At 64.7% G+C, this 12,427-nt stretch carries 7 protein-coding genes, 3 tRNA genes and 3 rRNA genes; all 13 read right to left on the bottom strand.

The window, feature by feature from the left end; translation table 11 throughout:
- Nucleotides 1-3: 3 nt before the first annotated feature.
- Complete coding sequence (gene prfB, locus IPJ78_09755) at nt 4-1,125, bottom strand: peptide chain release factor 2 (GenBank protein MBK7906833.1); 1,122 nt, start codon at nt 1,123-1,125, stop codon at nt 4-6.
- Between the two features lie 126 nt (nt 1,126-1,251).
- Nucleotides 1,252-2,619: a zinc-ribbon domain-containing protein gene (locus tag IPJ78_09750; protein ID MBK7906832.1), complete on the bottom strand. Its 1,368-nt coding sequence runs from the start codon at nt 2,617-2,619 to the stop codon at nt 1,252-1,254.
- Nucleotides 2,616-3,551 (bottom strand): diguanylate cyclase, encoded by a 936-nt coding sequence (locus IPJ78_09745; protein ID MBK7906831.1) that lies wholly within the window; start codon nt 3,549-3,551, stop codon nt 2,616-2,618. The genes IPJ78_09750 and IPJ78_09745 overlap by 4 nt, the downstream gene beginning before the upstream one ends.
- Nucleotides 3,552-3,695: 144 nt before the next feature.
- Nucleotides 3,696-4,577, bottom strand: coding sequence for a GTPase Era (gene era, locus IPJ78_09740; protein ID MBK7906830.1), 882 nt, complete (start codon nt 4,575-4,577; stop codon nt 3,696-3,698).
- 70 nt (nt 4,578-4,647) lie between these two features.
- A 5S ribosomal RNA gene (gene rrf / locus IPJ78_09735) occupies nt 4,648-4,764 on the bottom strand.
- Nucleotides 4,765-4,875: 111 nt separating this feature from the next.
- A 23S ribosomal RNA gene (locus IPJ78_09730) occupies nt 4,876-7,829 on the bottom strand.
- 296 nt (nt 7,830-8,125) lie between these two features.
- Nucleotides 8,126-9,649, bottom strand: a 16S ribosomal RNA gene (locus IPJ78_09725).
- The 16S, 23S and 5S rRNA genes sit together here, the layout of an rRNA operon.
- A 509-nt stretch (nt 9,650-10,158) precedes the next feature.
- Nucleotides 10,159-10,231, bottom strand: a tRNA-Lys gene (locus tag IPJ78_09720).
- 24 nt (nt 10,232-10,255) lie between these two features.
- A tRNA-Arg gene (locus IPJ78_09715) sits at nt 10,256-10,329 on the bottom strand.
- Nucleotides 10,330-10,376: 47 nt separating this feature from the next.
- Nucleotides 10,377-10,450, bottom strand: a tRNA-Pro gene (locus IPJ78_09710).
- A 139-nt stretch (nt 10,451-10,589) separates the two neighbouring features.
- Nucleotides 10,590-11,243, bottom strand: coding sequence for a non-canonical purine NTP pyrophosphatase (locus IPJ78_09705; protein MBK7906829.1), 654 nt, complete (start codon nt 11,241-11,243; stop codon nt 10,590-10,592).
- Complete coding sequence (rph, locus tag IPJ78_09700; protein MBK7906828.1) at nt 11,240-12,079, bottom strand: ribonuclease PH; 840 nt, start codon at nt 12,077-12,079, stop codon at nt 11,240-11,242. Before rph ends, IPJ78_09705 begins: the two co-directional genes overlap by 4 nt.
- On the bottom strand, nt 11,961-12,410 hold the full coding sequence (gene rfaE2 / locus IPJ78_09695) for a D-glycero-beta-D-manno-heptose 1-phosphate adenylyltransferase (protein ID MBK7906827.1): 450 nt from the start codon (nt 12,408-12,410) through the stop codon (nt 11,961-11,963). Before rfaE2 ends, rph begins: the two co-directional genes overlap by 119 nt.
- Nucleotides 12,411-12,427: the final 17 nt, after the last annotated feature.

Raw genomic sequence — 12,427 nt, 5'->3', positions numbered from 1 at the left:
GTCCTACGCCCCCTGGGCGCCGGCGCCGGGCGCGCCGTTCTGCTTGAGGTACTCGCGGATGAACGGATCGATCGCCCCGTCCATGACCTTGTGGACGTCCGTCAGCTTCAGCTCCGTCCGGTGGTCGTTCACCATCGTGTACGGCTGGAACACGTAGCTGCGGATCTGGCTGCCGAACGACACGTCCTGCTTGTTCGCATCCATCGCCGCCTTCACCGCGGCGAGCTTGTCCGCCTCGCGCTGGTAGAGCTTGTTCTTGAGCTGCTTCATTGCCGTCGCCTTGTTCTTGAACTGCGAACGCTCGGCCTGCGACGCGCAGACGATCCCGGTCGGGATGTGGGTGATGCGCACCGCCGAGCTCGTCTTGTTGACGTGCTGGCCGCCGGCACCCGACGCCCGGTAGACGTCGATCCGCAGGTCCTCCTCGCGGATCTCGATGTTGATCTCCTCGTTGACGACCGGATAGACGAAGACCGAGGCGAAGCTCGTGTGGCGCCGCGCCTGCGAGTCGAACGGCGAGATGCGCACCAGGCGGTGTACCCCGGATTCGGGGCGAAGGAAGCCGTACGCGTACTCGCCCTTGATCTCGAGGACCGCCCCCTTGATGCCGGCCTCTTCGCCCTCGGACAGGTCGATGATGTCGACGCCGAACCCCTTCCGTTCGGCCCAGCGCGTGTACATGCGCATCAGCATCTGCGCCCAATCCTGCGCTTCCGTGCCGCCCGCCCCGGCGCTGATCTCGAGCTGCGCATCGCGGAAGTCGTCCCGGCCCTGGAGCAACGAGCGCAACTCGAACGCCTCCACGTCATCCCGGATCGCCGTCGCCTCACGCTCGACCTCGGCCTCCATCTCCGCATCGGGCTCGAGCGACAGGAGCTCGACGAGCTCGACCGCGCTCTTGATCCGACCGACGAGCTTGTCGAAGGGGTCGAGCCAGCCCTTCAGCTGCTTCACCTCCTGCACCACCTCGCGGGCCCGCTCCTGCGCATTCCAGAAGGCAGGGTCCGCCATGTCGCTCTCGAGGGCGTTCAGGCGCTCGCGCTTGCGACCCAGGTCAAAGGTACCTCCGCAGCTCGTCGAGACGCGTCTCGTCGTGGCGGAGGGAGGTGAGGTGTGCGCTGTCAGCCATGGAGTCGTCTGGGTCGGATGCGATCCGAGCCGGTCCCGCACGCGGAACCGGCTCGGCAAGCGTTGTAGGAAGTTAGCGTCCGGAGCAGCTCCGTGGCACCCATCCGCCTTCCACCTTCTGCCTCAGAACATCTTCGCCCCACCCGCCAACAGATCGTTCAGCGCATCCGCGAAGTGCGTCGTGCTCTCGGCGAACTCCTTGCCGATCTGGTCGACGTACTCCTCGTAGCTCTTCTTGATCTCCTCGCGGAAGATGTCCTTGAGCGTGCCGTTCGCGAGCCCTTCCTCGCGCTTCCCCGGCTGGTAGGCGATCATGTCCGACACGAGCGCGCGCGCGAGCCGGCGGCCCTTCTGGTTCGGATCGTTATTCAGGAACGGGTTGATACCCCGACGGATGCCGGTGGCCGGCGTGCCGGCCGTCGGGCGCGGCGGCTCCGGCATCGCGCCTGAGGGAGTCGCGGCACGCGGCGCAGGTGGCGGGGGGGCGGCAGGTGCGACCGGGGCCGGGACCTGCGCGGACGCTCGCGGCGTCGGCACCGCGGGCGGCGGCGGCGCGACGGTGGCCACGGGAGAGACCGCGGCCGGGCGAATCGGCGGCCGGACAGGGGTCGGCATGGCAGGACGCGGCGGCGGCGGAACGGCCGGGCGCGGGGGCGTGACCATGTTGCCCGCGCTCGGCGTCGGAGCCGGGGGTGCAGGCGGGATCAGCGGGGGCCGGGCGACCGTCGAGCGGGGCTCGGGGGCACGCCCGGGCGGCATCGGCGGCGTGAAGCCGGCTGCGGGGCGCGGAGGCGTCACCGGGGGCGCGACCGGCGGCGGCGCGACCGGGCGAGTGGCCTGGGGCGTCGGGAAGGTCGGCGCAGGGCGCGCCGGCGGCGCCACCGGCGCGCTGGAGACCGGCGTCGGCGGGATGACCGGCGGAACCTGCGGGGCCGGACGGACCGGCGTCGGAGGAACCGCGACCGCCGGTTCGACCGGTGGCGTTACCCGCGGTGCCGCCGGAGGCACCGGAACGCTCGCCGCCGGCGTCGCCGCGGGGGCTTGGACGACCGGGGTGGCGAGCGGCGTCGACCGTCGGATCTCCGGCAACGCCGGCACCTCGCCCGAGGTCCGTGCGCGCGCGACGACACCAGGCGTGAACGTCGGCGTCGGCTTGCGCGACTGCGGGGGCGGAGCGAACGGCGTCGAGAACGGCAGCGACGGGCGCGGCGGCGGTGGGCCGCCGGCCTGGTCCGCCGGCACCGCCGCGGTGGGCATCGACGGGCGCGGCTTCGGCGCCTCGAATGCTTCAGGTGCGGCCTCTGCGTCCGACTCCATCGCCGCTCGGGACGTCGCATCCCAGCCGCGCGTCGCGGCGGCGGGGACCGTCTCCTCCATACCGACGCGGATCACCGCGCCGCAGACGGAGCACCTCGCGCGCACGCCGCCCGGCGGGACCTTCGCCGGATCGACGCGGAAGACCGACTGGCACTCCGCACACGTGACGTTCAACGCTCCTCCCTGGCCCGTGCCGTGGACACTGGCGTGACCGGTGTCGCCCCTGCGGGGCCATCACCGCGCCGATCGACCGAGAATACCGACCCGTAGAGGGTCTTGGCGTAGCTCTTCATCTCCGTCGCGAGCTCGCTCACCTGCCCTGCGTGCGTGAATTGCCGACGCTCGTTCGTCACGACGCCGATCGAGACGGTCATCAGCGGCACCTTGTGCAGCTGCCCGCGGCGGTCCTTTCCGAAGTAGTAGCCGGCGCGCCTGTCCTGCTCGCTGTACTGGTACGGGATCAGCGTATCGAAGACCGAGACGACCTCGGAGCAGGTATCCTGCACCATGTCGATCGGGATGACGAAGATGAAGTCGTCGCCGCCGATGTGCCCGACGAATCCCTCCTCGCCGCCGATGCCCTTCACGACGTCGTGCAGGATCTTCGAGAGGATGCGGATGACGCGATCGCCGTCATAATAGCTGTAGCGATCGTTGAACTCCTTGAAGTGGTCGAGGTCCGCATAGCAGACCGCGAAGCGCATCTTCCCCTCGATGCGCCGCAGGATCTCAGTCTCGATCTCGATCGTGCCGGGCAACCGCGTGGAGGGATGCACGAAGGTGTCGCGGTCGCTGCGCCGCAGCATCGCATCCAGCCGCAGCTGCATCTCGTGCTCGCTGATCCCCTCGCGAAGCACCTCGTCCGCGCCCGCGTCGAACGCGGCGGCGAAGGCCGCATCCTCGCCCCGCGTCGTCAGCGCCACCGGTACGATGCCGGTGAATGAATCCGCCTTCAGCCGACGACAGGCCTTGAGGGCAGCCACCGGGTGATGCCGCGCGTCGCAGATGACGAGTCGCGGGCGCGCACGGAGCGCGGCCGACATGACCTCGTCCCCGTTGGCGACCCCGCGCGTGGGGATGTGACGATCCTCCAGCCACTGCCTCACCGTCTCCGGGAGGGGCTGTCCGTCAGGCGCGTAGATGAGGGCGTTCGATTGCGACAATTCCGTCAGCGGGTCGAGGAGAAGCTCAAATTACGGGCGCCCAACAGCGGTGTCAAAGGACGATGCGACAAGCAGTTAGGAAACACGCTATGTCACATCGTGCTCCGGCAGCCGATAGCCGAGGCGGGAGAGCGAGGCGGCGTTCTTCCGCCAGTTGTGGAGCACCTTCACCCACAGGTCCAGATAGACCGGGCCTCCGACCAGCGGCTCGATCTTCGCGCGGGCGGCCTTGCCCAGCTCCTTGATGCGACTGCCGCCCGCGCCGATGAGGATCCGCTTCTGACTGTCGCGCTCCACATGGAGCACCGCTCGAATGTACACGGGGGAGGTTCCTTCCCGATACTCCTCGATCTCGACGGCGATCCCGTAGGGCACCTCCTCGTCGAGCTGCTCCAGGACGGCCTCCCGAAGGAACTCGCTGACGAAGAAGCGCATCTGCTGCGTCGAGACATCCTCGGCGTCGTAGAGGAACGGGCTCTCCGGGAGGCGGTCCCGGATCGCCGCGAGGAGGGCGTCGACGCCGACCCCCGCCCCGCCGGCGAGGAAGATCGCCTGGGGGAAGCGGGCCGCGAGTTCGCTTTGGCGGAGGGGGTCCAGCCGATCGCTCTTGTTGAGGGCGAGAAGGATGGGGGCCTTGGGGGGCGCGGGCAGCTGCGCGAGCGCAGTGAGGTCGGTCGGGAGATCCTCGGCGGCATCGACGAGGTGCACGATGACGTCGGCATCCGCAATCGCCTTCTGGGCAGCGTGCTGCATGGCACGGTGCAGCGCGTAGCGCGGCTCGAGCAGCCCCGGGGTGTCGAAGAGAACGATCTGCGAATCGGCGTCCGAGAGGATGCCGACGACGCGATCGCGGGTGGACTGCGGCTTGGGCGAGACGATCGCGAGGCGTTCGCCGACGAGTCGATTGAGGAGCGTCGACTTCCCGGCGTTTGGCTTGCCGACGATGGTGACGAACCCGGCCTTGGTCATGCAGGACGATGGCGGAAATAGGGACAAAGAAGAAGGCCCCAGCCGAGTGAACGACTGGGGCCTTCAGGGGTGCCGGCGACGGCCTACTCTCCCGCGTCCTCTCGGACGGAGTACCATCGGCGCTGTAGGGCTTAACGATCGTGTTCGGGATGGGAACGAGTGTGGCCCCTACGCTCTAGTCGCCAGCGATATGGTGACAACGGAGTGATGGTAGTGTTCGTGTTATATGGCGAATCGCGTGTAAATCGTGCGATTGCTCTGCGGTTGTTTTTCCTGCCCCTGTTCGAAAACAGGGGGAGTAGTCAAGCCGCACGGGCGATTAGGATGGGTTAGCTCGGAGGGCATTGCTGCCTTTCCACTCCCCACCTATCGACGTGGTGGTCTCCCACGGCCCTTCAGGGGACTCAAGGTCCCAGGGAGAGTTCATCTTGGGGACGGCTTCCCACTTAGATGCTTTCAGCGGTTATCCGTGCCGATCATCGCTACCCGGCGGTGCCACTGGCGTGACAGCCGGGACACGAGCGGATCGTCCGACTCGGTCCTCTCGTACTAGAGTCCGCACCCCTCAACTCTCCAACGCCCACAGCGGATACAGACCGAACTGTCTCACGACGTTCTGAACCCAGCTCATGTACCACTTTAACCGGCGAACAGCCGGACCCTTGGGACCTTCTCCAGCCCCAGGATGTGATAAGCCGACATCGAGGTGCCAAACCGCGCCGTCGATGTGAACTCTCGGGCGCGATAAGCCTGTTATCCCCAGCGTACCTTTTATCCGTTGCGCGATAGCCGATCCACACCGGGCTACCGGATCACTACGGCCCACTTTCGTGGCGGCTCGACCCGTCGGTCTCACCGTCAGGCCCCCTTGTGCCGTTACACTCTAGAGCGCGAGTACCGACCGCGCTGAGGGGACCATGCGCGCGCCTCCGTTACTTTTTCGGAGGCGACCGCCCCAGTCAAACTGCCCACCTGCCACGGTCCCAGCCGAGGTTTGCTCGAGCGTGGTGAGGACGTTACACAAGCCAGGCTGGTATTTCACTGTTGCCTCCGCCCGAGCTAGCGCCCGAGCCTCGTAGGCTCCCAGCTATGCTACACAGTCTAATGCGACGTCCAATGACAAGCTGCAGTAAAGGTGCATGGGGTCTTTTTGTCCTGCTGCGGGGACTCGGAATCCTCACCGAGACTGCTATTTCGCCGAGCACCGGGTCGAGACAGTACTCAAGTCGTTACGCCATTCGTGCAGGTCGGAACTTACCCGACAAGGAATTTCGCTACCTTAGGACCGTTATAGTTACGGCCGCCGTTTACCGGGGCTTCGGCTCAATGCTTCGCCTTGCGGCTAACATCTCCCCTTAACCTTCCGGCACCGGGCAGGCGTCAGTGAGTATACGGCGCCTTGTGCGGCTTGGCACTCACCTGTGTTTTTGCTAAACAGTCGCTTGAGTCGATTATCTGCGACCGAAAAGAGCCTGCGACGCGAGGTCGCCAACCCATTTCGGCATCCCTTCTTCCGAAGTTACGGGATCATTATGCCGAGTTCCTTGACCCGGTTTCACTCGTTCACCTTAGGCTACTCGCCTTGCCCACCTGTGTCGGTTTACGGTACGGACGTCTGCAGCATTCCCCACCAGGGCTTTTCTTGCCTGTCGACTCCACATCACTTGAGCTTGGGTTGCCCCGCACTCTCGTCTCAGGTCTCGGTTTCCCTACACCCTTTCACGGCCATCCACAAAGCCGCTGACATTTCGTTCCAGGGTCCCCCTGGGGTTGCTAACACACTACAGACGGGATCGGAATATTGACCGATTGTCCATCGGCTACGCCTCTGGGGCCTCGCCTTAGGGTCCGCCTCACCCTGCGCTGATTGCCATGGCGCAGGAATCCTTGGGCTTACGGTGTGCGGGGTTCTCACCCGCATTTGCGCGTACTCAATCCGGCATCCTCACTTCTGAACGCTCCACGACTCGTTTCCACGGTCGCTTCAAGGCGGACAGAACGCTCCCCTACCCCTCATACATAGTATGAAGACCAAGCTTCGGCGGGCCGCTTAATCCCGACCATTCTCGGCGCATCCCCACTGGACTGGTGAGCTATTACGCACTCTTTAAAGGAGTGGCTGCTTCTAAGCCAACCTCCCAGTTGTCAGTGTAGGGACACATCCTTCGCTATACTCAGCGGCCACTTTGGGGCCTTAGCTGTGGTTCTGGGTTCTTTCCCTCTCGCCGCTGGACATTATCGCTCAGCGACTGCCTCCCGAGATACATGTAACAGGCATTCGGAGTTTGGTTGGGGTTGGTACCAGCTACGCCAGCCCGCGCCCATCCAGTCGCTCTACCTCCTGTACACAATTGCTCGAGGCTCTACCTCAATAGATTTCGGGGAGAACCAGCTATCTCCAGGCTTGATTGGCCTTTCACCCCTACCCACAAGTCATCCGAACGGTTTTCAACCCATACCGGTTCGGGCCTCCACTGCGTGTTACCGCAGCTTCACCCTGCTCATGGGTAGATCGCCCTGGCTTCGGGTCGTACCCCCAGGAACTCAGTCGCCCTCGTTACAGGACTCGCTTTCGCTGTGGCTCCGCTGCTGAACAGCTTAGCCTCGCTCCTGAGGAGTAACTCGCCGGATCATAATGCAAAAGGCACGCAGTCAGTCGTGACAGAGGCAAGCCCCTGCCCAACCTCCTACCGCTTGTATGCAAGTCGTTTCAGGATCTCTTTCACTCCCCGCACTGGGGTGCTTTTCACCTTTCCCTCACGGTACTCGTTCACTATCGGTCACACGAGAGTCTTTAGCCTTGGAGGGTGGTCCCCCCGGTTTCACGCCCGATTACTCGAGTCGGGCGTTACTCAGGAACTCCACTACGCCAGGTGCATGGTCTTCGCTTACCGGGCTTTCACCGTCTATGGCGGAACGTTCCAGTTGCACTTCAGCTGACGTCGCCTGACGCGTATGTGGGTCCTACAACCCCGCGGCCACAAGGACCTCGGTTTGGGCTCTACCCCGTTCGCTCGCCGCTACTTGGGGCATCTCGGTTGATTTCTCTTTCCACCAGGTACTTAGATGTTTCAGTTCCCTGGGTTAGCTCGGCTTTCGCCGTGACCGCCATTCCTGACGGCCGGGTTTCCCCATTCGGGCATCCCAGGATCAAAGCGTGTGTGCCGCTCCCCTGGGCTTATCGCAGCTTACCGCGCCCTTCATCGCCTTCGTGTGCCAAGGCATCCTCGACTTGCATTCGCTCGCTTGACCACAAAATGTGATCCAGCAGAGCACGCGCGATCTACAACGAGTGTCAGATATCGATGCTGCCCATGGATCGCTCCACGGGTTCTACGTCGAAATATCGTGTCACTAGTGTGATTCGTTATCCCACGAACACTACCATCTTCCGTTGTCAAACAGCGGGTCATGCGCGGCCCCCCTGCTGGGCGGCCGCCAGACTGCTATAGAGTCGATTCGAGAGAGATCGCGCGCTGTACGAAGCGAGCGACTATCCGGTAGCGCTTTCGTGCCGAGTCCGAGGACCGGCCTACTCGCTGCTCCGTTAAGGAGGTGATCCAGCCGCAGGTTCCCCTACGGCTACCTTGTTACGACTTCGCCCCAGTCATTGCGCTCGCCTTAGGCGGCTTGGTCCCTTGCGGGTTCCGACACCGACTTCGGGCGCTCACAACTTCCATGGCGTGACGGGCGGTGTGTACAAGGCCCGGGAACGTATTCACCGTGGCGTAGCTGATCCACGATTACTAGCGATTCCAGCTTCATGCAGTCGAGTTGCAGACTGCAATCCGAACTGAGGACCAGTTTGGGGATTGGCTCACTCTCGCGAGTTGGCGACCCTCTGTCTGGCCCATTGTAGCACGTGTGTAGCCCTGGACGTAAGAGCCATGATGACTTGACGTCATCCCCACCTTCCTCCGGTTTGGCACCGGCAGTCCCCCTAGAGTCCCCGGCATTACCCGCTGGTAACTAAGAGTGAGGGTTGCGCTCGTTGCGGGACTTAACCCAACATCTCACGACACGAGCTGACGACAGCCATGCAGCATCTGTGCTGGAACTCCGAAGAGGGGCTCACGTTTCCGCAAGCTTTCTCCAGCATGTCAAGCCCAGGTAAGGTTCTTCGCGTTGCGTCGAATTAAACCACATGCTCCACCGCTTGTGCGGGCCCCCGTCAATTCCTTTGAGTTTCAGCCTTGCGGCCGTACTCCCCAGGCGGGGTACTTCATGCGTTAGCGCCGGCACCCAGGGGGTCGCTCCCCCAGACACCTAGTACCCATCGTTTACGGCGTGGACTACCAGGGTATCTAATCCTGTTTGCTCCCCACGCTGTCGCGCCTCAGTGTCAGCAAATGCCCAGCAGGCCGCCTTCGCCACTGGTGTTCTTTCGGATATCTACGCATTCCACCGCTACACCCGAAATTCCACCTGCCTCTACATTGCTCGAGCTCAGCAGTTCGCACGGCAGATCCGGGGTTGAGCCCCGGACTTTCACCACACGCTTACCAAGCCACCTACGCGCCCTTTACGCCCAGTGATTCCGGACAACGCTCGCACCCTCTGTATTACCGCGGCTGCTGGCACAGAGTTAGCCGGTGCTTCCTCACCCGGTACCGTCAGTCCCCTCGAAAGGGGATGTTCGTCCCGGGCAACAGTGGTTTACGCCCCGAAAGGCTTCATCCCACACGCGGCGTCGCTGCGTCAGACTTTCGTCCATTGCGCAATATTCCCCACTGCTGCCTCCCGTAGGAGTCTGGGCCGTGTCGCAGTCCCAATGTGGCTGGCCATCCTCTCAGACCAGCTACCCGTCATAGCCTTGGTGAGCCATTACCTCACCAACTAGCTGATAGGCCGCGAGCGCCTCTATTAGCCCCGGAGGTTTCCTGACCAGGCGATGCCACCCGATCAAGATATGCGGTATTACCCGGCCGTTGGGCCGGCTATCCCCCACTAATAGGAAACTTGCTCACGTGTTACGCACCCGTTCGCCGGTTGCCCTTGCGGGCCCCCTTGACTTGCATGTGTTAAGCACGCCGCCAGCGTTCGTCCTGAGCCAGGATCAAACTCTCCAATAGGATGTTCAATCAGCTCTACCCGAATCGCTGTCACGCTGTCATCGCATGACAGCGTTATTCGGAATCACAAAAATTGTTCAGGTCTGAACTCTCATCTGGCCCCCGAACGGGACCAGGATCATTGAGTTCGCCTCGCACAGTTTGCGATCTCTCTCGAATCGATTTTCAATAAGCTCTCTTTGGTCCTGCGCTGCCCGCTTTCCGCGGGAGCCTCCAAGAATACTCAGAAAGAAAGGCGGTGTCAAGGGGTGATTTTCAATCTCTTTACTCAACCCTTACCGCGTCGGCACATCGCTGCGCCACTCCGCTTCCTGACCTCACCCGTTTCCGGGGAAGGACGCGAATAGTAGTGGTCCGGATTCACGTCCGCAAGGGGGTCTTCGATGACCACTCATGCACGGTTTCCCTCACACTCCACTCGCCCTGCCCATCCCTGTCGGCCCGGCCGTCGATGTGACGGCGCGAAGCCCGAGATGCGAAGGGCCCCGATCTGCATCGGAGCCCCGCGATGCGCCCTGTAGGAATCGAACCTACAACCTAGTGATTAAGAGTCACTTGCTCTGCCAATTGAGCTAAGGGCGCGCTGTTCACTGCTTTCACGCGAGGCGCGCCAGGAGGGAATCGAACCCCCGACCCACAGCTTAGAAGGCTGTTGCTCTATCCACCTGAGCTACTGGCGCTTCACTCGTGCCGTGTCTCTCCTGCCGCTTCGTTCTCTCGCGTCCGATCGGGGCGGCCGGATTCGAACCGGCGACCTCCTGCTCCCAAAGCAGGCGCGATACCGGGCTACGCTACGCCCCGTGAACCGAGCACGGATAGTAGTCAGGATCGGTGCCAAGGTCAACCGCCCCGCGCGAATCACCGACGCGCGCGTCCCGGCGCGCGTATCGCGACACGTTCCCGCCCGAAGCAACGGCGCGCCACGGCGCGGCGACGGTCGCTAGGCGACGAGTTGCTCGACCAAGGCCCGGAACGCGCGACCGCGGTGACTCACCGCCGATTTCTCCTCGCGCGATGCGGCGCCGAACGATTCGCCGAGGTCATCGCTGAAGAAGAACGGATCGTAGCCGAATCCGTTCGTCCCCTCGGCCGCGTCGAGGATGCGCCCCCGGCACTCGCCGCGCGCGACATACTCCCGCGTCCCGTCCGTCGCGACGACCACCGACACGTAACGCGCACTGCGCGTCGCCTTCCCCTCCAGCGCGCGCTGCAGCGCGACGTTGTTCGCCGCCTCGAGGGCCGCTCCCGCGACCGTGCTACCCGACCACCGTTTGCTGTGTACGCCGGGGGCACCGCCCAGCGCATCGACCTCGAGCCCAGAGTCATCGGCGATGACGAGGCACCCGGGCAGTCGCGCGGCGAACCACCGCGCCTTGGCGCGCGCATTCTCCTCGAAGGTCGGATACGACTCGAGCGTCTCCTCGGCCGCGTCCACGGCGCCGAGACCGGCCGCGTCCACGGCGCCGAGACCGGCCGCGTCGAGGTCCTCGAGCGTCACGCCGATGGAGGCGAAGAGCGCGTGCAGCTCGCGTGCCTTCCCTGGATTGCGCGTCGCGAGCACCACGCGCGCCCACACGCGCGGCGTCACGGTCAAGTGAAGCCGAGGGCGGCGCGCTGCGCCCCGTCGAGCGCCAGGATGCCTGCGGACGCGAGATCGAGCAGTTGATCGAGGTCGCCACGCGCGAAGGTGCCGTGCTCACCGGTCCCCTGCACCTCGACGAACCGCCCCTCGCTGCTCATCACGACGTTCGCGTCGACCTCGGCGCGCACGTCCTCGGAGTACTCGAGGTCCACGATCGGCGTGCCGTCGACGAGGCCGACGCTCACTGCGGCCACGAGCCGCCGCACCGGCGACGCCGCGATGCGCTCGGTGCGCACCATCCAGTCGAACGCGTCGACGACCGCGACCGCGGCGCCGGTGATGGCCGCGGTGCGCGTGCCGCCATCCGCCTGCAGCACATCACAATCGACCTTGAGCGTGAACTCGCCGAACTTGAAGTCATCCAGCATCGCGCGGACGCTCCGGCCGATCAGTCGCTGGATCTCGTGCGTGCGTCCGCCGACCTGGCCGCGCTCTCGCGGAGAGCGCGTGTGCGTCGCCCGCGGCAGCATCGAGTACTCGGCGGTCAGCCAGCCCTCGCCCTTCCCCTTCTTCCAGCCGGGTACGCCATCCTCGACGCTGACGGCGCAGAGCACGCGGGTGCTGCCGAAGGCGACGAGACAGGAGCCCTCGGCGTTGGGCACGGCGCCGCGCTGCAGCGAGATGGGGCGGAGCGCATGCGGCGCACGGCCGCCGGGACGTACGAGAGTCTCAGGCACGGAGTCGGTGGATGATCGAGGTGGTGGACTGTCCCGGGGTGAGCGGGATGATGACGACGCGGCCGCCGCGCGCCCGGACCAGGTCGGCGCCGACGACGCTCTCGGGCGCATAGTCACCGCCCTTGACGATGACGTCGGGCTCGAGCGCACGCACGAGTTCGAGCGGGGTGTCCTCGTCGAACACGACCACGGCATCGACGGCGGCGAGCCCGGCGAGCACGTACGCGCGTTCGGCTTCCGACCGCACCGGACGCTCCGGCCCCTTCCCGAGTCGCCGCACGGACGCATCGCTGTTGACGCCGACGATGAGGAGATCGCCCTGCGCGCGCGCGCCCGTGAGCACGTCGATGTGGCCGGGGTGCAGGAGGTCGAAGACGCCGTTCGTGAAGACGACCGCGCCCGACTGGGCGGCGCGCCACCGCGCCGCCTCGGCGCGTGTCATCACCTTGCGCTGCGGGT

It is taken from the genome of Gemmatimonadota bacterium (assembly GCA_016714015.1).
In the GTDB taxonomy this organism is placed as follows: Bacteria; Gemmatimonadota; Gemmatimonadetes; order Gemmatimonadales; family Gemmatimonadaceae; genus Pseudogemmatithrix.
This window is presented reverse-complemented; position numbering and strand designations above follow the sequence as displayed.

Coding starts and splice junctions, on each gene's coding strand:
- era (MBK7906830.1), bottom strand. CDS start 4,577: ATGACCAAGGCCGGGTTCGTCACCATCGTCGGCAAGCCAAACGCCGGG.
- rph (MBK7906828.1), bottom strand. CDS start 12,079: ATGCGCCCGAGAGCGTCGTCGGCGCCGACCTGGTCCGGGCGCGCGGCG.
- rfaE2 (MBK7906827.1), bottom strand. CDS start 12,410: ATGACACGCGCCGAGGCGGCGCGGTGGCGCGCCGCCCAGTCGGGCGCG.